Raw genomic sequence first — 20598 nt, forward strand, 5'->3', positions numbered from 1 at the left:
GCGCCCGGCCGACCACGACCGACCACGACGCCGAGCCGCTCAGGCCGCGCCGTTTGTTTCCATCCGGCAGATCTCATGCAGCGTATTGAGGCGCCGCACCGGATCGGTCACAAACGGGTTGCTCTCATCCCACGCGTAACCGGCCAGGATGGCGCTGATCATGCGGCGGATGCCGGGCGAATGGCGCGGGTGGAAGATGATGTCCTGCAACTCACCCGTATACCAGCGTTCAACAAAGGCGCGGAACGCGTCCACGCCTTTGCGCAGCGGCCGGTCGTAATCGGCCAGCCAATCCACGGTGTCGCCATCAAGCTGCCGCAGTAGCGCGCGTGTGGCCAGCTCTGCCGAGCGCAGCGCAATCGTCACGCCCGACGAGAACACCGGGTCCAGGAACTCGCCCGCGTTGCCGAGCAGCGCATAGCCGGGCCCAAACAAGCGCTCCACGTTGGCCGCATAGCCGCCAATCTGCCGCACCGGCATCAGGAACGGCGCGTTGCCGATCAGCGCTGCGATGTTCGGCTCGGCCTGAATGAGGCGGCGCAGCGTGGCTTCGCGCTCGGCTTCCGGCACATCAAGGAAGCTGGTTTCGGCCACGCAGCCCACCGACGAGCGGCCACCGGCCAGCGGGATCATCCAGTACCAGACGTCGCGCCGCTCCGGGTGCACGGCCACGCAGATCTTGTTGCGGTCTGTGCTGCCGGCGGGCAGGGCATCGTGCACGTGGGTGAACAGCGCGGCGCGCGTTGGCATGCGGGTGGGCGCTTCCAGGTTCAGCAGGCGCGGCAGCACGCGGCCGAAGCCGCTGGCGTCGAGCACGAAGCGGGCGTGCACCGTATAGGCGTGCCCGGCTTCGTCTTCCACTTCCAGCACGGGCATGCTTGTTCCGTGCATGCCCGGCTGCATGGCACGCACGGTGTGGCCGAAGCGGACTTCAGCGCCTTGTTGCGCGGCGCATTGGATCAGGATCTCGTCAAACACCGCGCGCTCAACCTGGTAGGTCGTGCCCCAGCCGGTGGAATGCTTGTCTCGAAAGTCAAACGCGGCGTGCTTGTCCCGGTGCACGAAGTACGCGCCGTTCTTGTATTGAAAGCCCGCTTCCACCACGGCCTGCAGCATGCCAGCCTGTTCGAGATAGGCCATGCTTTGCGGCAGCAGGCTTTCGCCAATGGAAAAACGCGGAAAGTGCTGGCGTTCGAGCACCAGCACGCTGCGCCCGGCCTTGCGCAGCAACGCAGCCGCCACAGCACCAGAGGGGCCGGCGCCGATGATGGCGACGTCTACGTGTTGTGTTGCATCGTTCATCAGATCATTCCACCGTTGACGCCAATCACTTGCCGCGTGACGTACGACGCGGCATCCGACATCAGAAAACCCACCACCGCGGCCACCTCTGCAGGCTGGCCGACGCGCTGCATCGGCACGGCTTGCAGCGCCTGATCCAGATGCTGAACGTGCGAGAGCATGTCGGTGTCGATCAGCCCCGGCGCCACGCAGTTGACGGTGATGTGGCGCGAAGCCAGCTCCACCGCCAGCGCCTTGGTAGCGCCAATCAGCCCGGCCTTGGCCGCGCTGTAGTTGACCTGCCCGCGGTTGCCCATCACGCCCGAGACGGAGGCAATCGTGACGATGCGCCCACCCTTGCGCGCGCGCACCATCGGCATGGTCAGCGGGTGCACCACGTTATAGAAACCGTCGAGCCCGGTTTCCAGAACCACGTCCCAGTCTTCGTCTGTCAATGCAGGGAAGGCGGCGTCGCGTGTGACGCCTGCGCACAGCACGATGCCGTAATACGCGCCGTGAGCTTGCACATCGGCTTCGAGTTGCGTGCGGCAGGCGGCGCGCTCGCGCACGTCGAACTGCAGCACGCGGGCGCTGCCGTGTTTTGCATGGATGTCGGCAACGATGGCCTCGGCCTCGGCACGCGCGCTGCGGCAATGCACGGATACATCGAACCCGTCAGACGCCAACTGTTGGGCGATGGCGCGGCCAATGCCGCGGCTTGCGCCCGTTACAAGAACACGGCGGCTCATGTCGTGAGACTCCATTCAATCAAGGCTTGAAAACGGGCGGGCAAGACGGCGCCCGCCGGCGCGGGTTGCTGCAAGGCTCAAACGCTCAAGTGCGCAAGCCTAACAGCATGCGCCGCGTGATCAGCAAATTCTGATTTATAGTTTCGCCCTTGCTTTGAAGAAGCCAGGGTCATTAAACTTTCGCGCATCGCTTTCGGTGCCATAGAGAAAGTGGTCGAGGCTTGGAACCCTCGTAGCTAGCGGGCAAGTGCTGAGCATAAGCGCTTGTCCTCAATCTGCTATGGCTTGGCGTCGTCTTCAAAGGGCGAGCCAGGCTTGGACGGCTTCGGCCGTGCCGATTGCTAGCTATCGGTGTTCCAACCTTGTCTGTGCTCGCCCACCCCTTCCCCCAGGGCGTGGCGCGGTTCCATTCATTTTGCTGAAGAGGACACCCCCTGATGACCCGCCCGATCCCCGAATCCATCGATCCCAAACGCCTTGAAGCGCATGCGGAGCTGTTCGACAAGCTATCGAAGCTGCGCACGTTGCTTGGGATGCTGCATTCCAATGGCTTTGAACACTTCAAGAGCATGGAAGAAATGCGCCAAGCGGACTACCTGTGGACGTGTATCGGGTACGCGGACGGTGCATATAACGCGATGCTTGCTTCGGACGGGTTGACGAACCCGTCTTGAGTGATCGCGCGCAAGGTTCAACGCGTCGCGCCCGTGGCTCGGCGCTTGGCAGCCATGGCGGTGCTCCAGGGGCGAGGCATGCCGATCTGGCACTGCCGCATCAGCGCGGCAACGCCCCGAACTGCCCAAACTGCCCAAGCGCCCGCCCGCCGAGCTCCAGCGCATCCATCACAGACCGCTCCACCACCGGCGCCAGCGAGGTCATCATCACCATTACCAGCATCAGCCCCACCACCAGCGTGGCGGCAATGCCCACGGCAAACGGGTTGAGCGCCTGCGCCGTGCGCGAGAGCACGGCAAAGCCAAGGTTGACGATCATCATGATCGCGATGATGGGCAGGGCAATGCGCACGGCCAACGCAAAGACGATCGTGCCGCCGCCAGCCAGCGTCTGCCAGCCCGGATTGGCCAGCGGCGCTGCTGAGACGGGCAGGGCGGTAAAGCTGTCGAACAGGGCGTGCAGCAACACGAGGTGGCCGTCACCCGCAATGAACGCGGTGATGGCCGTGAGGCCGAGGAAGCGGCCAAGCAGCATGCTGCTCTCGGTTTGCGTTGGGTCCAGCAGCGAGGCGAAGCCCAGGCCCATCTGCACCGACATCACCTCGCCGGCGCCGCTGATGGCAGAGAACACGAGCTGCACGCAAAAACCCAGCGCCAGCCCGATCACCACCTGCACCAGCGTGATCCACAGCCCTTCGTATGAGCCCACCGATACGCCCGCGGGCACCGGCAGCATGGGCGCCAGCGCCACCGTAATGACCACGCCAAACGCCACCTTGATCGACGTCGGGATCTCGGTGTTGGCAAACGGCGGCGCAATGGCAATGAACGCCAGCACGCGCACCAGCGGCCACCAGTACATGGCGATCCAGCCGTTGAGCTGGGCGGCGGTGAATTGGATCATGGTTGATTTGGCCGCTACCTACGTCAGCCGGATACGTCAGTTCACGTAGTTCGGGATGTTGGTCAGCACGCCGCGCGTGTAGTCGACGATCACGGCGACGATCCACGGGCCGGCCAGCACCATCGTGGCAGCCACGGCCAGCAGCTTTGGAATGAACGACAGCGTCTGCTCGTTGAGCTGCGTGGCGGCCTGGAACACCGCCACCAGCAGGCCGACGATGAGCGACACCAGCAACATCGGCGCGCCCACCATCATGGCAACCTGCATGGCCTGACGGGCCATATCCAGAACGTACTCGGGTGTCATCTCGGTTTCCTATCGGCGCTTATTGCACAAAGCTCTGCGCCAACGAGCCCAGCAGCAGGTGCCAGCCATCCACCAGCACGAACAGCATGATCTTGAACGGCAGCGAGAAGATCGACGGCGTGACCATCATCATCCCCATCGACATCAGCACCGCCGCCACCACGATGTCGATCACCAGGAACGGGATGAAGATCGCAAACCCGATCTGGAACGCGCTCTTCAGCTCGCTGGTGACAAAGGCCGGGATGAGCGCGCGCATGGGCGTTTGCTCCGGGCTGGTGATGGCCGGCATGTTGCCCATCTTGACGAACAGGGCGAGGTCCGGCTCGCGCGTCTGCTTGAGCATGAACTGGCGCAGCGGCGTGGCTGCCGTGTCCATGGCCTGTTCAACGGTGATCTTGTTGTCACGCAGCGGCACGTAGGCGTCGGCGTACACCTTGTCGAGCACCGGCGACATGACGAAGAACGTGAGGAACAGCGCCAGCCCGATCAGCACCTGGTTGGGCGGCGTGGTTTGCGTGCCCAGCGCGTGGCGCAGCAAAGACAGCACGATGATGATGCGCGTGAAGCTGCTCATCATCAGGATGATGGCCGGCAGAAACCCGAGCGATGTCAGGAAGACCAGCGTCTGGACCGGCAGCGAATAGCTCTGGCCGCCCGCGGTGCCCGTGAGCAGCGGCAGACCGGGTTGCGCCTGCGCGAACACGGCGGGCGCAGCGCCCAGCAGTGCCAGCCCGATGACGACAACGCGCAGGTAACGGAAGACAGTGCGCACGTTCATTCCGATTTTCCCGTCAGATGGCGCTTGAGCTGGATGGACAGCGCGTCGGCAAAGCGGGGCGGCTTGCCATCGCCCGAGGTGTTATCCGGTGAGGGGGTGTCGGCTTCCGCCGGGCGCGGCAGGGTGTGCAGCGTCTGCACGTGCTGCTGCGTGACGCCCAGCACGAGCCACGTGCCCTCCACATCGACGACGACGACCTTCTCGCGGGCGCCCAGCATCTGCTGCGCGACCACCGTGATCACCTGGCCGCGGCGGGCGCCGGGGCCCATGCCCGCACGCTGCTGCAGACGGCGCAGCAGCCAGCCGGCCGCCACGATCATCGCTAACACTACAAACAGCCCGCCAAGGGTGCGGGCCCAATCCACTGCATGATTCATTTCAACACCTTGCCCGGGGGGAGCATTGGTTGCTGTCAGGGTGCCGGACAGCCAAACTGCGCGGCGGAATCGTTCGGCTTAACGGTTCAACTTACGGATGCGTTCCGACGGCGTGATGATGTCGGTCAGGCGGATACCGAACTTCTCGTTGACCACCACCACTTCACCTTGGGCGATCAGGTAGCCGTTAACAAGTACGTCCATCGGCTCGCCGGCCAGCGCGTCGAGTTCAACCACCGAACCTTGCGCAAGCTGCAGCAGGTTCTTGATGGGCACCTTGGTGCGACCCAGCTCCACCGTCAACTGCACGGGGATGTCCAGGATCATGTCGATGTCGTTGCGCGGGGCGCCCCCCGGGCCGTCGGCCGTCAGCGGCTTGAACACCGGGCTGGACTCGGCAGCGGGTGCGGCGGCCGGCGCGTGGGCGACCGGGTTGGTTTGGGCACGGTGGGCCGCTTCCAGGGCCATGGCCTCTTCCATCGTCATTTCGACATCGATGTCGTCGGCGTTGGCTTCGGGGTTCATGGTCGGTTCAGTTGTCATCGTCAGACTCCGTGGCAGTCTCGCTGCCGCTCATATTCAGCATGCGGTTGACCCGCAGCGCGTATTGGCCGTTGAAGGTGCCGTAGCTGCATTCCATGACGGGCACGCCGTCTACCTTGGCGGTCACGCTCTCATCCAGCTCCAGCGGAATGACGTCGCCCGCCTTCATGTTCAGGATGTCGGACACCTGCACCTTGGCCGTGGCGAGGTCGGCAATCAGCTCCACCTCGGCGGTCTGCACCTGTTGCGACAGCAGCCGCAGCCAGCGCTTGTCCACTTCCAGCGCCTCGCCCTGGATGGCAGACGTGAGCCGATCGCGGATCGGCTCGATCATGGTGTAGGGCATGCAGATGTGCACGTCGCCGCCGTTGTTGCCCAGCTCAATGCTGAAGCTCGTGGTGATCACCACTTCATTGGGCGTGGCCACGTTGGCGAACTCGGTGTGCATTTCCATGCGCAGGAATTCGAAATCGATCGGATACACCGGCTGCCACGCGCGGGCGTAATGCTCGAACACGAGCTGCAGCATGCGCTGGATGATGCGCTGCTCCACGTCCGTAAAGTCACGGCCTTCCACACGCATGTGGAAGCGCCCGTCGCCGCCGAACAGGTTATCGACCACCAGGAAGATCAGGTTGGGGTCGAACACGAACAGCGCCGTGCCGCGCAGCGGCTTGACGTGCACGAGGTTGAGCGAGGTCGGCACCACCAGATTGCGGATGAACTCGCTGTACTTCTGCACCTTCACCGGCCCGACGGAGATCTCCGCATTGCGCCGCATGAAGTTGAACAGCCCGATGCGCCAGTTGCGCGCGAACCGCTCGTTAATGATTTCCAGCGTGGGCATGCGCCCACGGACGATGCGCTCCTGCGAGCCGAGGTTGTACGCGCGTACGCCAGACGGGTCAGCGGCTTCGACGGGGTCGTCGTCGGCGTCATCGGACACGCCCTTGAGGAGCGCGTCGATCTCCTCCTGGGAGAGAAACTCTTCCTTGAGCATGTCACTGGATCACAAAGTTGGTGAACAGAACGTCTGCCACCGGCGACTCCTTGCCGACAGCCTTGAAGACGTGTTCGCACAGTTCGACGATTTCCTTGGCCAGCTTGGTCTTGCCTTCCGACGGATACAGCTCGGTGGGCGTCTTGCTGGCCAGCAGCATCAGGATCTTGCTGCGCAGCTCAGGAATATAGGTCTTGATCTCGTCTTCGGCATGCTTGTTGAAGCTTTTGAACGTGACGCCAATCTGCAGATAACGGTCATTGCCCTCTTCGGGCTGCAGATTGACGGTCAGCGTTTCCATTGGCACGAACACCGGCTCTTTGGGCTTGGGCGGTGCAGCAGTGGCGGATGCGGCGTGATTGCCGCCACCGAGGAAGAACCAGGCAGCGGCGCCGCCAATGCCGACGAGCACGAGCACGATCAGGATGATCAGCAGCAGCTTGGTGGAGCCGCCCTTTGCAGGGGCGGGGGCAGTAGTGGCGGCAGCGGCTTCGGCCATGGGGATCACTCGGGGACTAGGGGGGGTGGGTTTTCCCGGCTCGGGCCATGCGAAACAACGGTAAAACGGCGCAAGACACAGAGTCGGGTTCTCGGATGGCATTCTTCCCCACCTCTGTCCAGCTCATTCCAGCAAAAAACGCGGTCAATCCCGCTTATCTCGGGGGTTTGGTGCTGCATAAGGCGGGGCGGCAAACGCGGTTTAAGTGATTCTTTATTCACGCGTATGTGCGGTTCAACTTGCATCCAGCGCCTTTCCGGTCGCTTGGCTGGCCGGCTTGCCACAAAAGTGACGTTGGCCCGAAAGATTTGCCTGCGCTTGCCGTTGTAAGAAAAGAAGGCGCCGGCACGTTCCGCGCCTGCTATACCTGCGTTGCCTTGTCGGAAGCCGCCTTGAATTCCTTGCCCTTTCCCACCCGTTTTGACCTTGCGCTTGTCGATGCCGGCGGTTTGCCGGCCGACTGCCCTGCGCGCGGCGAGCCGCCGGGCTTTTGCCCAAAGCTGGACTTGCTGTCGATGGTCAATGCGTTGACCGAGGGCATCCTGGTGTGCAGCACAGATCGGCGCGTGACCTACGCCAACCCGAGCGCCGCGCGGCTGCTGGGTTTGCCGGTCGATGCGCTGGTGGGCCGGCTGCTGCCCACGGTAGTGACCTCCGCCGTGGATGAATTCGACGCGTCCATTCACGAGACCGACTGGCCCGATCAGGACGTGATTGCCGAAGGCCAGCCGCAGTTGAACCAGATTTTCGGGATGCGATGCGTGGATGGCCGCATGGTGTGGGTTTCCAGCAACTGGACGCCGCTTTATGCCGATGGCGGCCAGTCGATGACTGCCTCGCCTCGGGCGGCAGACGCTGGCGCGACACCGTATTCGGTGCTCGTGTCGCTGGTCGACATCACACAGATCCGCGAAGCGCAGCAGCGTATCCGCCATCTGGCCACGCACGACACGCTCACGGGCTTGCTGAACCGCTCCGCGCTGGAAGACCGCCTGGAGCACGCGCTGGCCATTGCACGCCGCAACCGCTCGCGCGTTTCGGTCATGTTTCTTGACCTGGATCGTTTCAAGAACGTCAACGACACGCTGGGTCACCAGTTTGGCGACATGCTGCTGCGCGAGGTGGCGAGCCGCCTGCAGGCCTGCGCGCGCGAAGCCGACACCGTGGCCCGCCTGGGCGGTGACGAGTTTGTTGTCATGCTCGAAGCGCTGGATAGCCGGGGCACGCGGCGCGTGGCCGAGCGCATTCTGTCGGCCATCAGCGCGCCTTTCCATGTCGAAGGGCAGGAGCTGTATCTGGGTGTGTCGATCGGCATTGCCGTGGCACCGCACGACGGCGACGACCCCAACACACTGCTGCGCAAGGCCGACGCCGCCATGTACCTGGCCAAAGAGCGCGGCCGCAACAACTTCCAGACTTTCACGAGCGACCTGGACGACCGCGTCTCGCGCCGCTTCCGCATTGAATCGGGCCTGCGCCGCGCAAGCGATCGCAACGAGTTCTATGCCGACTACCAGCCGCGCGTGGACGTCAAAAGTGGCCGCATTGTCAGCGTGGAAGCGCTCATCCGCTGGAACTCGGCCGATTTCGGCCACATGATGCCCGGCCAGTTCATTCAGGACGCTGAAGAAACCGGCCTGATCGTCGAGATCGACCGCTGGATTCTGCGCGCGGCCTGCGACCAGCTTGCACGCTGGCGCCGCATTGGGCTGCCGCATTTGCGCATGTCGATCAACCTCTCGGGCCAGGCATTCAGCTCGGGGCAGTTGAGCGCGATGGTGCGCGGGGCGCTATCAACCAGTGGCCTGCCCGGCAATGCGGTGGAACTGGAGATGACCGAAGGCATTTTGATTCGCGACGATCCGTCCTTGCATGCGCTGCTGACCGAGCTGCGGGCGATGGGCGTATCGCTGGCGCTGGACGATTTTGGCACCGGATATTCATCGCTGTCGTACCTGCACCGCTTCCCGATCGACACGCTCAAGATCGACCGTTCGTTTGTGCAGGATTTGCCGCACGTGGCCGATCGTGCCGCCATCACGCGGGCCATCATCATGATGGCGCAGGCCATGGGCATGAAGACCGTGGCTGAAGGCGTGGAGACGACCGGCCAGCTCGAATTCCTGCGCGAAGTCGGCTGCGACGAGTTCCAGGGCTACCTGCTCACGCGGCCGCTCGAACCCGCCGCGGTGCAGGATCTCGTGCGCGAGAACGCGCGCCGCTACGGCGAGCGCATTCCGCGGTTTCTTTGAGTCTTTGAGTCTTTGAGCTTTTGATCTTTTCCAGGGCGCCCTAGAGTTGCAGGCCGTTGCTGACGACGTACATCGTCAGCTCGGCGTTGTTGCGCAGCTTCATCTTTGAGAGCACGCGCCCCCGATACACGCTGACCGTCTTGACGCTGATCTGTAGCGCCTCGGCAATCTCGCCCAGCATGCGGCCGGAGCCGAGCATGCGCAGCGTCTGGAATTCGCGGTCGGAGAGGATGTCGTGGCGGGGCTTGTCCCAGTCGACGTTCAGGTTGTCGGCCAGCACTTCCACGAGGTCGGAAGGCAGGTATTTCTTGCCCTTGGAGATGGCGTTGACCGCCGCGAGCAATTGCGGCTGGCTGGCGTCCATCGGTAGGTAGCCGGCGGCGCCAGCCTTGAGCGCCCGCACGGCAAGCAGCGCTTCAGGGTGACGGCCCAATGCCAGCACGGCCACGCGCGCATGCTGCTGGCGCACGGTCTTGATGGTCTGGAATTCGTCACCGGTGGCCGATTCCACCGAGAAGAGCATGACGTCCCACTCGCGCTGGGTGAGCAGGTCGCTGTTGGCATCGCGCAGGTCCGGCACGGCCTCGATCTGGCGGGCCAGGCGCGAATCCTTGAGGATCTGGCGCAGGCCGATACGGGCAATATCGTGCGGTTCGACGATCAGGACATTGAGCATGGTGGGTGTTGCTGGTCAAACAGGCTCAAGCGGGTTTGCCTCGAGCTCTTCTTTCCGCCGGCAGGCTTGGAGCCGTGCTGGCGGGCTTGCAACTCCCCATCTGTGCAATGTGTGGCGCTCTATATATAGAGGGACGCTGGCGCCTATGTACCGGTCGGACGAGTATAGCCGAGGGCCTGCCGGCCAAGAAGCAGGCGCATGGCCTCTTTTGGAGGAGTGCCGGATAACAGGCGACTGCAAGCCCAAACCGCCGCCGACGCACAAATTTGTCAAGGCGGCCCTAAACTTTTCTCAGCGGCCACCGATAACCTGAGTACAACGCAGACCTGATCCCCTTCAAGTTGCAGGTCACGTTGCTCGGCCTAGCCGGAATTAGCAAACACGGGCAACAAACCATCGGGAAACTTAGGAGCCGTCATGTCCCTCAGCCTTAATACCAACATCTCGTCGCTGCAAACGCAGCAGGCACTGACGCAGTCGCACTCTGCGCTGCAAACGTCGCTGCAACGCCTGTCCACCGGTCTGCGCGTGAACAGCGCCCAGGACGATGCCGCCGCCTACGCTGTGGCCAGCAGCCTGACCACCAAGCTGAACTCGCAAACGCAAGGTATCCAGAACTCCAACCAGGCGCTGTCGTACCTGCAAACGGCCGACTCGTATCTGAATCAGGTTGAAAACAACCTGCAGCGCATGCGCCAACTGGCCGTGGAAGCCAACAACGGCGGTTTGTCGACCACCGACCAGGCCAACCTGGACAAGGAATACCAACAACTGGCCACGGCCAACAAGAACGTTGAAGCCAACGCCAACTACAACGGCGCCAAGCTGTTCGATGGCTCGGTAACGTCCACGACGTTCCAGTATGGCCAGAGCTCGGCGACTGACGTGGCCTCCGTTACCAACGCCAACCTGGCAAGCTTCGGCACGCTCACCGGCACGAGCGTGACGTCCACCGCCAATGCAACCGCAGCCCAGGCGGCCATCGACACCGACCTGACCAACCTGAAGTCGGCCCGTGCCAGCCTGGGTGCCCAGCAAAGCGGTCTGAACTCGACCATCAACACGCTGACCTCGTCGAACACCGCTCTGGCAGCAGCCAAGTCGGCCATGATCGACACGGACTACGCAGCGGAAACGGCGAACATGACGCGCCAGAACATTCTGCAGCAAGCCGGTACGGCGATGCTGGCGCAGGCCAACTCGGCACCGAACAGCATCCTGAGCCTGCTGAAGGGTTAATCAGTAGGTTGATGCAGCCCCAGCCGCCTGGCGGCCGGGGCGAAGGCCGGCGCTCCATCGGGGCGCCGGTCTTTTTTTTGTGGCCTTCGCATGGTGATGTGCCGGCTGACACGCCCTAAAGAAATGGCGGACGCTGCCGTTGTGTAGAAAGACTCCCGCCGGCGCAGACGCTCACCAGATCCGATCATGGCGACTACCACCTCCACGACCACCAACTACGTTCCGCCGATCTCGATCCCCGGTATCGGAACGAGCATTGATGTCAATACGCTGGTTTCCAGCCTCATGAAGGTGGAAAGCCAGCCGCTGACACTGCTGCAAAATCGACAGAGCTCCTACCAGGCGCAGCTCTCGGCCGTGGGCTCGCTCAAGAGCGCGCTGTCGACGTTCCAGACCGCGCTGTCGAATCTGACCAGCCCGTCGAATTACAGCGCCATGAAGGCGAGCGGCTATGACGCAACGGTGCTGAGCGCGACGGCCAGCGGCACGGCCAAGGCGGGTTCGTATGCCGTGAATGTGACGCAGCTCGCGCAATCTCAGGTGCTGGCTGCGCAGGGGCAGACGTCCAGCACGGCCGCCATTGGCGGCGGCGCATCGACCACGATTTCGTTCTCGTTCGGCACGGTGTCGGGCGGCACGTTCGCCAACGGTAAATACACCGGCGCCACGTTCACGCAGAACGGCAACCTGCCGGGTGGCTCGGTCACCATCAATTCATCCAACAACACGCTGTCGGGCATCCGGGACGCGATCAACGCGGCCAACGTGGGCGTGTCGGCCAGCATCGTCAACGATGGGAGTGGCACGCCGTACCGGCTGGTGCTGACTTCCACCGCGGGCGGGGCTAATTCGGAGATGAAGGTCACGGTCTCGGGTGACGCGACGCTGCAATCGCTGCTTGCGAACGATCCGGCCGGCACGCAAAACATGACCGAGACGACCACGGGCCAGAACGCCCTGGCCACCGTCAACGGCATTGCCGTGCAGAGCGCGACCAACACGCTGTCAAATGTGGTGGACGGCATGACGTTTACGCTGGCCAAAACGGGCAGCACCACCGTGACGGTGGCCAACGACCCGACCGCCACGACCACCGCCATCAATAACTTCGTTAGCGGCTACAACGCGCTGCGCACGCAACTGAATGCGCTGACCAAAATCGACACCGGTAACAGCGCCAACAATGGCCCGTTTGCTGGCGATGTCAGCACCAAGGCACTGATCAGTCAGGTCTCCAGCGTGCTGACGCAGGCCATCGGTACGGGCACCTACACGTCGCTGGCCAGCATTGGCGTGAACCTGCAGCCGACCGACGGAACGCTCGCGGTGAACAGCACCCAGCTTGCGGCAGCCATTGCCGCGAACCCCACGCAAGTGACCGGCTTGCTTGCCGCAACCGGTACGGCAACGGATTCCCTGGTCAGCGTGCCGTCCTTCTCGAACACCACGCAAGCCGGCACGTACGCCGTCAACGTGACACAACTGGCGACGCAGGCCACGCTCACGGGTTCGGCGGCGGCCAACACGACCATCACGGCGGGGACGAACGACACGCTGGCCTTCAATATCAGCGGCATTGCCGTCAACATCACCTTGGCGGCCGGTACCTACAGCGCTTCGAGCCTGGCCGCGCAAGTCCAGAGCCGACTCAACGCTTCCACCGCCTTGCAGAACGCGAAGATCACCGCGTCGGTCGCGGCCAATGGCGGCGGTGTGATGACCATCACCGACAACCAGTTCGGTTCGGTGTCGGCGCTGTCGGTGTCGGGCAACGGGGCGTCGTCGCTCATGGGCGCGGCCCCCACCGCAGTGGCGGGCAAGGATGTGCAGGGCACCATCAACGGCGTTGCCGCCACCAGTTCGGGCCAGAACCTGTACGGCGCCACCGGCACGGCGGTCGATGGCCTGACCGTGCAGGTGAACGGCGGCGCGCTGGGCGCTCGCGGTACGGTCACGGTGCAGCGCGGCTATGCCGCTCAGCTCAATACCGTGATGACCAACCTGCTGTCGACCAGCGGCATGGTCCAGAACGAGACCGACGCGATCAACAGCTCGCTCAGTTCGCTCGCAAACCAGATCAGCGCCATGCAGACGCGCCTGAACAACAAGCAGGCGCTGTACTACACGCAGTTCAATGCACTGTCGGCGCTGGTGGCCAGCATGACGAACACCAGCAACTACCTGACCACGCAGCTCGCGGCGCTCCAGAACCAGTCCAAGAGCAGCTAAGCCAGGATCGAAGCACCACCGATAACAAGATCACACAGCGAGGACTTTTCCCATGTACGCAGCACGCCGCGCCATTGGTGCCTACGCACAAGTCGGCATCGAGACGTCTGTGGTAGATGCCAACCCGCACCGGCTGATCGCCATGCTGTTCGATGGTGCACGCGCCGCCATCAAGCTGGCCGCTGCCTCCATCCAGCGTGGGGACGTGTTCGCCAAGCTGCGCGCAATCGAGAAGGCCATGTCGATCATTGGCCAGGGGCTGCAGGCCAGCCTCGATCACGAGCGCGGCGGCGACATCGCTGTGCAATTGAACAATCTGTATGACTACATGCTGCGCCGCCTGCTGGTGGCCAACAGCAACAACGATCTGACGATCCTCGCAGAGGTGGACGGTTTGCTCGCGCCGCTGCAGGATGCGTGGCTCGCCATTGGCCAGACGGGCGCCGCCGTGGCGAACCACCACCTGAGCGTTGTGGGCTGATTGCCTGGCTGTTTGTAGTGAAGCAATGAAGCAACCTTTGACTGAATTCGGCCCAACTGGAGCCAATATGCACCGCAACATCCCGATCAAGGACGGCGAAAGTCTGTTCACCTGCTACGAAGCCATCGCACGTCTGACCGCTGAAATGGTCGCTGCGGCGGAAGTGGGTAACTGGGAAGTGGTCAGTACGCTCGAACGCGAAAGCGCCGCTTATGTAGACGCGCTGCGCCGTTCCGAGCCGCATCCGCAACTCTCGCGCGAAGATGTGGAGCGCAAGCGCACGCTGCTCGTGCGCATTCTGGAAGACGACGCCCGCGTGCGCGCCATGGTGTATCCGCGCCTGAACCGCTTGCAAAAGCGTATCGACACGGCACGCCGCGCCACCGCCGCAAGCAACGCTTACGGCAGCATGGCGCGCTATTGAGACGAGGCGTCCTGCAATTGTTTTGACAGCGTCAGATAGTGCTCGGACTTGCGTGCGAGCGCATGGCTTTGCATCTGGTACACGATCGCCAGTTGCTGAGCCGCGAGAAAGCTGCCCCGGCCGATGACGCTGCCGTCCATCTCGGGCTGATCGCCGATCTGCAGACAACGGTTGAACACCTGCTCCGCCAGCGGTAGCCAGCGTGCGCCCGCCTCGTCGGGGTGCTTGGCCGCCGCATCCAGCAAGACCAATCCCAGCGCAAAGCACAGATCCGGAAAGTCGGGCCAGGTGTTGATGGCGGTATCCGCCTGCGTCAGGGCTTCGTCCATCCGGCCTGCCTTGCCGAGGCTGTACACATACCGTAGCGCGAGGTTGCGGCGATACGGCGCATCCTGCGGGGCCAGGCTGAAGGCACGGGCGTAGTAGTTCGTGGCCTTTGCGTAGTCTTCGTGATGCAGTTCGGTTTCTTTGCCGAGCTGGTACAGCACATACGGATCGTCCGGCCGATGTGCGAGTTCGCCGAGCAGCAATTGCGTATTGCGCTCGCCTTTCTTTTGCATCCTGGCTTCGGTGTAGCCGTCATGGCGCACCACGATCGGCACGCGTGCCGCCGGCAATGACGAGACCGGCTGCTCATGAATGCGCCCCGTGTAATGCACGCCACGCGGCAGCACACGCGGAATCCACGCAATCAGCCGGCTGGCGGATTCGGTCGCGCTGTCGGTATCGTTCTTGACGCAAACCACGCCGACTGCCGGGTTTGCACCGATCAGCGTGCGCAGATGTTCGCCGCCGCTTTCCAGCCATTCGTCTGCGTCGAGGATGAGGTTCCAGTCGGCATTGGCCGCCTGCAGTGCGGTGTTGCGCGCGGCAGAGAAATCGTTCGTCCACACCATGTGGCTGACGAGCGCGCCGCACGACTCGGCAATGGCCGCGGTGTCGTCAGTGGACCCTGTATCGAGCACCACCATGCGATCGACAAACGGCTTGGCGCTGAGCAGGCAGCGCGCAATGCTGGCGGATTCATTGCGGGCGATGACAACCAACGCCAGATCGGCACAAGCAGATGGCGTGTTCATTCGCGGTCGTCCGCCGTGGCGAGTGCGTCAAGCAGCTTGCGCAGCACATTGCGCGTGGCGCCAATCTCATCGAGTTCCAGTGGAATCTTGCAGGCAAGCGCTTCGGGCACCTTGGCGGCACGCTCGCGCAGTGCGCGGCCGGCATCAGACAATTCGATGACGACGCGGCGCTGGTCATCGGGGTCGCGCGTGCGGGTGACGAGGCCTTGTTCTTCCAGGCGTTTAAGCAGTGGCGTGAGCGTGCCGGTATCGAGATACAGCGTGCGGCCGAGATCACCCACGGCACACGGCGCCTGTTGCCAGCACGCCAGCATCACCAGGTATTGCGGATAAGTCAGGCCCAGTTCATCCAGCAGTGGGCGGTAGAGGCGCGTCAGCAGGTGGCCGGCGGCATACAGAGGAAAGCAAAGCTGCTGATCGAGCGCCAGCACGTCGTTCACGGAAAACTCCCGGGGAACGGTCTGGCGCTCGTGCGGCGAATGCCGCAACGGCCCAAAAAAGGCTCAGCGCGTGACCGTGTTCAATTGGACGTCAATATTGCCACGGACGGCATGCGAATAGGGGCATACGCCATGCGCGGCAGCCACAAGCGCTTCCGCCGTTGCCTGGTCGACGCCCCCCAAGGTGGCGGCCAGCGACACCGTGAGCGCAAATCCGCCGTCATCGCGCGGGCCAATGCCGACCGTGGCCACGACTGACGTCGACGCCAGCTTGATCTGCTTGCCGCGTGCAACATGCAGCACAGCGTTTTCAAAACAGGCGGCATAACCGGCGGCAAACAGTTGTTCCGGGTTGGTGGCCGCACCGCCCGCGCCGCCGAGTTCGCGCGGCAGCGAGAGGGGCAGATCGAGCGTGCCATCGGCGCTGCGAATATGGCCGGCACGGCCGCCTTCTGCGGTGACTTGGGTCTGGTAGAGCGTCTTCATGGTCGGGTTCACTTATTTGGGAAGGGAAACCCGGTCGGCGACATGTCGGCCGGGGGATCGATCTTAAATCGATGACGCAATTATATTGTGTGCAATATAAATAGCAAGGGTCGCCGGAAGCTCTTTTCCGCAACGAGGGAAAAGGGCGGAAGAGCGTGATGTCAGATCGACATGCTCATGATGCTTTGGTATGCCGAGACCAACTTGTTGCGCACCTGCACGGCGGTCTGCATGTCGATATTGGCCTTTTGCAGCGAAAGCATCACGTCGTGCAGGTCGACGTCGTTGTTGCCCATTTCAAAGCTGCGCGAGATGGTTTCGGCCTTTTGCTGCGAGGCGTCAACACGATCCAGCGATGACTTAAGCACGAAGCCGAAGTCAACACTGGGTTTGCCGGCATTGCCGCTGGCGGTGCTGCCACCAACGGCGGAGGACGGTGCCAGCACGCTGTTCATCAGCGAGACCACGGAGTTGGCGTTGGAGAGATCCATGTGGGATGTGACTCAGGGAAATTTGGCGAGCGTTTCGAGTTCCGAGACGAAGCGCACTTCACGGCCGGCCGGCACCGGGATATCCAGCGGAATTGGTGTCACGACGATGGTGTGCTGCGGAATGGGCGCGTCGTCGTCAAGCACCAGGAACGCCGTCTGGGCAAAGCCTTGCGCATGGTGAAAGACTTGCAGCGGCGCGCGGCGCAGGGTTGCGTACCGGGGCGGCTCGGGCTTGAACGGGTCAAGCTTGGTCAGGTATTCAAACGCGGCGTTGACGCGGTACAAGTCATACGGCGCGGGCAGGTCGGCCACTTCACCCAGCGCGCGGACGCGGTTGGCGATGTAGTAGTTGTCGATCCAGTTGCCGCCTTCATGTGTGCGCAGGCGCAGCGCTACCTTCATGCGCGCGAGCACGAACTGGTTGATGGCATTCAGCCACTCCGGGCGCTCGGCTGCAGGCAGCGTGTGTGAGAACTTGCCGAACAGGTACTCCAGGCCGCCGCGGTAGCGGTCCCATGCGTACTTCACTTCTTCGTTACCGGCCTGGGCGCGGGTCTCGTCGGCAAAGTAGCGCGTGACCGAGCGGTAGAACGGCGTTTTGCTGAAATACACGGCGCTGCTGCCGAGCATTTCCGCTGCATGCACGAAAGCGTAGAACGCGTGCTCGGGCGCGCTGAAGTAGATGCGGTTCATGACCTCGCGGCGCGCCAGGTAGATCTCCGGAAACAGATGGTGCGAAAGGACCAGCGCCAGCAGCTTGGGGTAATCGTGCTGCTCGATCAGATAGTTGTCATCCTGACGGTAGAAGGCGGTCACGTCCTGCCGCGTCGGCAGGTCATGGATGAGCCACGGCGCGAAGATGACATCCACGCCCGGGTTGCGCTCGAAGATGTCGATGTTGTTGTTGATCTCGGCCAGGATCGGCAGGTCGTCATCGGCGTGATAGAGCACGTACGAGCCGCGCGCGCTGCGATAGAGCTGGTTCAGGTTTTCAGCCGAGCCCAGGTTGGACGGGCGGCGGAAATACCGGATGTTCAGCTTGTCCTGATAGCGCGCAACGACCTCTTCCGTGTTGTCGGCCGAGCAGTTGTCACCGATCAGCAGTTCGTAGCTGAATTTCAGTTCGCCAATCTGCGAGACGAGTTCTGCTAGCAGGTTGTCGAGGTAACGCGCGCGGTTGTAGGTCGGGATGCAGACGCTCAGCGCGACTTGCTGCACGACCTCATCCTGCTTGTTCGATGCCACGTTTTCGTGGGCTGCGGGTTGGACTGCTGCAATCTCACTCATGGATGAACTCGCGCCAGTTAAGCGTCTGCGGACGCATGTACTGCTTGCTCGCCGGGCCATGATTTGCGATCAGGTCCAGGCTGCTGACAAAGGGAGTGAACTCGCCGTGCAATTGCGTATAGGGCAGCAGGGCGTAGTTCATGTATTCAACGGTGATGCCGTGTTGTTCAAACTCGGCGTGGGCCAGGTAGTGCTTGGCGCCGTGTCCGGTGATGTATTTGGTGCCATGCAGTTTCTGCACGATGGCGAGCACACGGCCGGTGTTGCTGCCGGGCACGGCCAGTTCGGGCGCGTCGATGAACTTGCTGTCCATCTCGATGCCCAGATAACGGCACACCGCGCGCATGGACGCCAGCGCCAGTGCGCCCATGTTCGGGTAGTCCACGTCGTACACAGAGCGCACCAGCGCCAGCATGTCGCTCACATGCGGTGCGGCCTCGTAGGCTTGCTCAAGCATGCGCAGATGCTGCGCGCGCCAGTCAACGTTGGTGGCGGGCTTCACCTCGTCAATGCGGGCACCGAGATGGAATTTTTCCAGCGGCACCGTCATCCAGCGCGAACCGGTGCTGTCCTTGATCTGCACGCGGTTGGTGAAGCTGCCCTTGGAGAACTGCACGTCGGCGTAGTTGACGAGCACGTTCGCCAGCATGATCTGCTCAAGCAGGCCGCGCCACGGAAACAGCATCGGTTGGGTGATGACGACGTTCATGGCGCGAGCATCCGCTCCATGAGAACAACGTCGTGCCAGCGGTTGTCTTGCAGGTAATGGCTGGCCAGCGTGCCGATGTTTCGGAAGTCGAGCTTCTCGTAGAGCGCGATGGCGCGTGTGTTCTCGGCCAGCACTTCGAGCGTGATCTTGCGCAGGCACAGCGTTTCGCTGGCATAAGCAAACGCGGCTTCGCAAGCGGCGCGCCCATGGCCTTTGCCCTGGGCGGCGGGCGTCAGGCAGATGCCCAGGGAGGCATGCCGGTTGACCGCATCGATGTGGTTCAACTGCAGATAGCCCAGCACACTGTCGTCCGCTTGGGCTGCAATGATGAACAGCACCACTTCGCTTTGCTTCGATTTGGCCGTAAGCCAGTCACGCACGCTCGTCGCGGAGTTGGGCCGCGGGCGCGTCATCAACTGCAACTGCGTCGGTACGTCGTTGCGCAGCGGCAGGAGTTGCGGGATATCGCTCTCGCGCCATTCCCGAAGGACGAGTGAGCCGCGCGCGATCATGGCTGGAAGCGGAAATAGCGGAAGCGATTCGGGTATGCGGCTTCCACGGTGTGCCGCACTTCGTCGGCAATGACCGGGTTGACGGCCAGATACACGACCTCAACTTCATCCGGAATGCTGTCCAGCGCGACAACCGGCTTGCCGGCCAAAGACGACCCTTGCAGGTACGGGTTCTGGTCTACAAACGCGCGCAGCGCATGCGGCTGCTGCAGGTTGCTGGCGGTGTAGGCGCCGTAGAAACCTGCGCCGTAGATGACCGCAGGCGCGCTGCCGTGCTGCGTTTCAAAGTCCGTCAGATGGCTGGCGGCTTGCTGCCAGAAGCGGGCGAGCCTGTTGGCTGCGCGCTGTGTGTCTGCCAGTTCCTGTGCATCGAGCACCGGCGCGATCTTGCTGTCGCCGGGCCGGCGCACGGCGGTCACAACGAAGGCGCCACGGTGGCTTTGCGCATTGGCTTCGAGCAGATCAAACCCATGGCTGGCCAGCAGCGTTTGCAGCGACGTGTGCGTGAAGTGGTTGACGTGATCCGCCACCAGAAAATCCACCGAGTTGGTGAACGTGTTCGGCACGATGGCGTACAACAGGCCGCCATCGCGCAGCAGGCCGTGGATGTTGCGCAGCGCGGTCGTCAGATCAGGGATGTGCTCAAGCGAGAAGAACGAGCTGACCACATCGAACGAACGCTGCCATGCTGGCGGAATGGTGTATGTGGCCCACTGTTCGGGGCTGAGGAACTTCTCCCAGAAGCCAACGTAGCGGTCGCTGATGTCGAACAGGTGGACGTCTACGTCCGGGCGCTGTTGCTTCAGCAGGCGCATCGTTGCGCTTTTCGCGCAACCGAAGTCGACCACGCGGGCACCCTCATGCAGCCCCCCCTGCAATGCCAGCTTGCGCTGGAACGTGGCGACCTGGTGGTCGGCGCGGAAGATCTTCTGGCCGTTCTCGACCGCATAGATCTGGTCTTCTTCCTCGCTGTTGACGAGGATGTCGTATTCGGTGTCATAGAAGCTGCTGTTGTCACACAGCTCGACGGTCTGGATGTGGCCGCACGAAGCGCAGCAGAACACCTCCAGCGTGCCTTCCATGGCCCGGCGCAGTGAAGACAGTGCGCTTTGCGGGGCGCGGTAGATCGCTTCGGCCAGCGGTTGCTGGCAGACGTTGCATGACAGTGCAGTGGTCATC

General features: G+C 62.9%; 24 protein-coding genes. 6 read left to right on the plus strand and 18 right to left on the minus strand.

Annotated elements, in window-relative coordinates; translation table 11 throughout:
* Positions 1–39: 39 nt before the first annotated feature.
* A complete protein-coding gene (locus PSUB009319_RS17585) occupies positions 40–1302 on the minus strand; it encodes an NAD(P)/FAD-dependent oxidoreductase (RefSeq protein ID WP_124383483.1) in 1263 nt (420 codons plus the stop codon).
* Entirely contained in the window at positions 1302–2030 is a 729-nt protein-coding gene (locus tag PSUB009319_RS17590; RefSeq protein WP_124383484.1) for a 3-ketoacyl-ACP reductase FabG2, read from the minus strand. Before PSUB009319_RS17590 ends, PSUB009319_RS17585 begins: the two co-directional genes overlap by 1 nt.
* 437 nt (positions 2031–2467) lie before the next feature.
* Between PSUB009319_RS17590 and PSUB009319_RS17595 the strand changes: the two genes are divergently transcribed.
* Positions 2468–2704 carry a hypothetical protein gene (locus tag PSUB009319_RS17595; protein ID WP_124383485.1) on the plus strand — a complete coding sequence of 79 codons (237 nt, stop codon included), beginning with the start codon at positions 2468–2470 and terminating at the stop codon, positions 2702–2704.
* Between the two features lie 100 nt (positions 2705–2804).
* Here PSUB009319_RS17595 and fliR read toward each other — a convergent pair whose 3' ends face one another.
* From fliR to fliL, 7 genes are all read right to left on the minus strand, one after another.
* Positions 2805–3608, minus strand: a complete 804-nt coding sequence (fliR, locus tag PSUB009319_RS17600; RefSeq protein ID WP_124383486.1) for a flagellar biosynthetic protein FliR — start codon at positions 3606–3608, stop codon at positions 2805–2807.
* A 36-nt stretch (positions 3609–3644) separates the two neighbouring features.
* The gene (fliQ, locus tag PSUB009319_RS17605) at positions 3645–3914 is read right to left on the minus strand and encodes a flagellar biosynthesis protein FliQ (RefSeq protein WP_124383487.1); all 270 of its coding nucleotides are present in this window, start codon (positions 3912–3914) and stop codon (positions 3645–3647) included.
* A 19-nt stretch (positions 3915–3933) separates the two neighbouring features.
* Positions 3934–4695 carry a flagellar type III secretion system pore protein FliP gene (gene fliP, locus PSUB009319_RS17610; RefSeq protein ID WP_124383488.1) on the minus strand — a complete coding sequence of 254 codons (762 nt, stop codon included), beginning with the start codon at positions 4693–4695 and terminating at the stop codon, positions 3934–3936.
* Positions 4692–5072 carry a flagellar biosynthetic protein FliO gene (gene fliO / locus PSUB009319_RS17615; protein ID WP_124383489.1) on the minus strand — a complete coding sequence of 127 codons (381 nt, stop codon included), beginning with the start codon at positions 5070–5072 and terminating at the stop codon, positions 4692–4694. The genes fliP and fliO overlap by 4 nt, the downstream gene beginning before the upstream one ends.
* Before the next feature lie 78 nt (positions 5073–5150).
* A complete protein-coding gene (gene fliN / locus PSUB009319_RS17620) occupies positions 5151–5615 on the minus strand; it encodes a flagellar motor switch protein FliN (protein ID WP_124383490.1) in 465 nt (154 codons plus the stop codon).
* The gene (gene fliM / locus PSUB009319_RS17625) at positions 5605–6615 is read right to left on the minus strand and encodes a flagellar motor switch protein FliM (RefSeq protein ID WP_124383491.1); all 1011 of its coding nucleotides are present in this window, start codon (positions 6613–6615) and stop codon (positions 5605–5607) included. The genes fliN and fliM overlap by 11 nt, the downstream gene beginning before the upstream one ends.
* A gap of 1 nt (position 6616) precedes the next feature.
* A complete protein-coding gene (gene fliL / locus PSUB009319_RS17630) occupies positions 6617–7114 on the minus strand; it encodes a flagellar basal body-associated protein FliL (RefSeq protein WP_124383492.1) in 498 nt (165 codons plus the stop codon).
* Between the two features lie 515 nt (positions 7115–7629).
* On the opposite strand from fliL, the gene PSUB009319_RS17635 reads away from it, so the two are divergent.
* Complete coding sequence (locus tag PSUB009319_RS17635) at positions 7630–9366, plus strand: bifunctional diguanylate cyclase/phosphodiesterase (RefSeq protein WP_124383524.1); 1737 nt, start codon at positions 7630–7632, stop codon at positions 9364–9366.
* A 40-nt stretch (positions 9367–9406) separates the two neighbouring features.
* Here PSUB009319_RS17635 and PSUB009319_RS17640 read toward each other — a convergent pair whose 3' ends face one another.
* Positions 9407–10042 carry a response regulator transcription factor gene (locus PSUB009319_RS17640; protein WP_124383493.1) on the minus strand — a complete coding sequence of 212 codons (636 nt, stop codon included), beginning with the start codon at positions 10040–10042 and terminating at the stop codon, positions 9407–9409.
* A gap of 417 nt (positions 10043–10459) precedes the next feature.
* Here PSUB009319_RS17640 and PSUB009319_RS17645 point away from each other — a divergent pair, with 417 nt between their 5' ends.
* The 4 genes from PSUB009319_RS17645 to PSUB009319_RS17660 all read left to right on the plus strand — a co-directional run bounded on the left by PSUB009319_RS17645 (position 10460) and on the right by PSUB009319_RS17660 (position 14415).
* Positions 10460–11281: a flagellin gene (locus PSUB009319_RS17645; protein ID WP_124383494.1), complete on the plus strand. Its 822-nt coding sequence runs from the start codon at positions 10460–10462 to the stop codon at positions 11279–11281.
* A 186-nt stretch (positions 11282–11467) separates the two neighbouring features.
* The gene (fliD, locus tag PSUB009319_RS17650; RefSeq protein WP_124383495.1) at positions 11468–13510 is read left to right on the plus strand and encodes a flagellar filament capping protein FliD; all 2043 of its coding nucleotides are present in this window, start codon (positions 11468–11470) and stop codon (positions 13508–13510) included.
* A 52-nt stretch (positions 13511–13562) separates the two neighbouring features.
* Positions 13563–13991 (plus strand): flagellar export chaperone FliS, encoded by a 429-nt coding sequence (gene fliS / locus PSUB009319_RS17655; RefSeq protein WP_124383496.1) that lies wholly within the window; start codon positions 13563–13565, stop codon positions 13989–13991.
* 67 nt (positions 13992–14058) lie between these two features.
* The gene (locus tag PSUB009319_RS17660) at positions 14059–14415 is read left to right on the plus strand and encodes a flagellar protein FliT (protein WP_124383497.1); all 357 of its coding nucleotides are present in this window, start codon (positions 14059–14061) and stop codon (positions 14413–14415) included.
* On the opposite strand, the gene PSUB009319_RS17665 is transcribed toward PSUB009319_RS17660, so the two are convergent.
* The 8 genes from PSUB009319_RS17665 to PSUB009319_RS17700 all read right to left on the minus strand — a co-directional run bounded on the left by PSUB009319_RS17665 (position 14409) and on the right by PSUB009319_RS17700 (position 20597).
* On the minus strand, positions 14409–15494 hold the full coding sequence (locus tag PSUB009319_RS17665; protein ID WP_124383498.1) for a glycosyltransferase family 2 protein: 1086 nt from the start codon (positions 15492–15494) through the stop codon (positions 14409–14411). The genes PSUB009319_RS17660 and PSUB009319_RS17665 overlap by 7 nt on opposite strands.
* Positions 15491–15934 (minus strand): MarR family winged helix-turn-helix transcriptional regulator, encoded by a 444-nt coding sequence (locus PSUB009319_RS17670; protein ID WP_124383499.1) that lies wholly within the window; start codon positions 15932–15934, stop codon positions 15491–15493. The genes PSUB009319_RS17665 and PSUB009319_RS17670 overlap by 4 nt, the downstream gene beginning before the upstream one ends.
* A 63-nt stretch (positions 15935–15997) precedes the next feature.
* Positions 15998–16420 carry an organic hydroperoxide resistance protein gene (locus PSUB009319_RS17675; RefSeq protein ID WP_124383500.1) on the minus strand — a complete coding sequence of 141 codons (423 nt, stop codon included), beginning with the start codon at positions 16418–16420 and terminating at the stop codon, positions 15998–16000.
* 161 nt (positions 16421–16581) lie between these two features.
* On the minus strand, positions 16582–16911 hold the full coding sequence (gene fliE / locus PSUB009319_RS17680) for a flagellar hook-basal body complex protein FliE (protein WP_124383501.1): 330 nt from the start codon (positions 16909–16911) through the stop codon (positions 16582–16584).
* 12 nt (positions 16912–16923) lie between these two features.
* On the minus strand, positions 16924–18198 hold the full coding sequence (locus PSUB009319_RS17685; RefSeq protein WP_124383502.1) for a glycosyltransferase family A protein: 1275 nt from the start codon (positions 18196–18198) through the stop codon (positions 16924–16926).
* Positions 18191–18907 carry a WbqC family protein gene (locus tag PSUB009319_RS17690; protein ID WP_124383503.1) on the minus strand — a complete coding sequence of 239 codons (717 nt, stop codon included), beginning with the start codon at positions 18905–18907 and terminating at the stop codon, positions 18191–18193. Before PSUB009319_RS17690 ends, PSUB009319_RS17685 begins: the two co-directional genes overlap by 8 nt.
* Positions 18904–19419 carry a GNAT family N-acetyltransferase gene (locus tag PSUB009319_RS17695; protein WP_124383504.1) on the minus strand — a complete coding sequence of 172 codons (516 nt, stop codon included), beginning with the start codon at positions 19417–19419 and terminating at the stop codon, positions 18904–18906. The genes PSUB009319_RS17690 and PSUB009319_RS17695 overlap by 4 nt, the downstream gene beginning before the upstream one ends.
* Positions 19416–20597, minus strand: coding sequence for a class I SAM-dependent methyltransferase (locus PSUB009319_RS17700; RefSeq protein ID WP_124383505.1), 1182 nt, complete (start codon positions 20595–20597; stop codon positions 19416–19418). Before PSUB009319_RS17700 ends, PSUB009319_RS17695 begins: the two co-directional genes overlap by 4 nt.
* Position 20598: the final 1 nt, after the last annotated feature.

Source organism: Ralstonia sp. SET104, assembly GCF_003851545.1.
Classification (GTDB): Bacteria; Pseudomonadota; Gammaproteobacteria; order Burkholderiales; family Burkholderiaceae; genus Ralstonia.

Coding starts and splice junctions, on each gene's coding strand:
- fliD (WP_124383495.1), top strand. CDS start 11,468: ATGGCGACTACCACCTCCACGACCACCAACTACGTTCCGCCGATCTCG.
- PSUB009319_RS17700 (WP_124383505.1), bottom strand. CDS start 20,597: ATGACCACTGCACTGTCATGCAACGTCTGCCAGCAACCGCTGGCCGAA.
- fliE (WP_124383501.1), bottom strand. CDS start 16,911: ATGGATCTCTCCAACGCCAACTCCGTGGTCTCGCTGATGAACAGCGTG.
- fliL (WP_124383492.1), bottom strand. CDS start 7,114: ATGGCCGAAGCCGCTGCCGCCACTACTGCCCCCGCCCCTGCAAAGGGC.
- PSUB009319_RS17675 (WP_124383500.1), bottom strand. CDS start 16,420: ATGAAGACGCTCTACCAGACCCAAGTCACCGCAGAAGGCGGCCGTGCC.
- PSUB009319_RS17645 (WP_124383494.1), top strand. CDS start 10,460: ATGTCCCTCAGCCTTAATACCAACATCTCGTCGCTGCAAACGCAGCAG.
- fliR (WP_124383486.1), bottom strand. CDS start 3,608: ATGATCCAATTCACCGCCGCCCAGCTCAACGGCTGGATCGCCATGTAC.
- fliM (WP_124383491.1), bottom strand. CDS start 6,615: ATGCTCAAGGAAGAGTTTCTCTCCCAGGAGGAGATCGACGCGCTCCTC.
- PSUB009319_RS17590 (WP_124383484.1), bottom strand. CDS start 2,030: ATGAGCCGCCGTGTTCTTGTAACGGGCGCAAGCCGCGGCATTGGCCGC.
- PSUB009319_RS17595 (WP_124383485.1), top strand. CDS start 2,468: ATGACCCGCCCGATCCCCGAATCCATCGATCCCAAACGCCTTGAAGCG.
- PSUB009319_RS17685 (WP_124383502.1), bottom strand. CDS start 18,198: ATGAGTGAGATTGCAGCAGTCCAACCCGCAGCCCACGAAAACGTGGCA.
- PSUB009319_RS17635 (WP_124383524.1), top strand. CDS start 7,630: ATGGTCAATGCGTTGACCGAGGGCATCCTGGTGTGCAGCACAGATCGG.
- PSUB009319_RS17640 (WP_124383493.1), bottom strand. CDS start 10,042: ATGCTCAATGTCCTGATCGTCGAACCGCACGATATTGCCCGTATCGGC.
- fliQ (WP_124383487.1), bottom strand. CDS start 3,914: ATGACACCCGAGTACGTTCTGGATATGGCCCGTCAGGCCATGCAGGTT.
- fliS (WP_124383496.1), top strand. CDS start 13,563: ATGTACGCAGCACGCCGCGCCATTGGTGCCTACGCACAAGTCGGCATC.
- PSUB009319_RS17585 (WP_124383483.1), bottom strand. CDS start 1,302: ATGAACGATGCAACACAACACGTAGACGTCGCCATCATCGGCGCCGGC.
- fliP (WP_124383488.1), bottom strand. CDS start 4,695: ATGAACGTGCGCACTGTCTTCCGTTACCTGCGCGTTGTCGTCATCGGG.
- PSUB009319_RS17690 (WP_124383503.1), bottom strand. CDS start 18,907: ATGAACGTCGTCATCACCCAACCGATGCTGTTTCCGTGGCGCGGCCTG.
- fliO (WP_124383489.1), bottom strand. CDS start 5,072: ATGAATCATGCAGTGGATTGGGCCCGCACCCTTGGCGGGCTGTTTGTA.
- PSUB009319_RS17695 (WP_124383504.1), bottom strand. CDS start 19,419: ATGATCGCGCGCGGCTCACTCGTCCTTCGGGAATGGCGCGAGAGCGAT.
- PSUB009319_RS17665 (WP_124383498.1), bottom strand. CDS start 15,494: ATGAACACGCCATCTGCTTGTGCCGATCTGGCGTTGGTTGTCATCGCC.
- fliN (WP_124383490.1), bottom strand. CDS start 5,615: ATGACAACTGAACCGACCATGAACCCCGAAGCCAACGCCGACGACATC.
- PSUB009319_RS17660 (WP_124383497.1), top strand. CDS start 14,059: ATGCACCGCAACATCCCGATCAAGGACGGCGAAAGTCTGTTCACCTGC.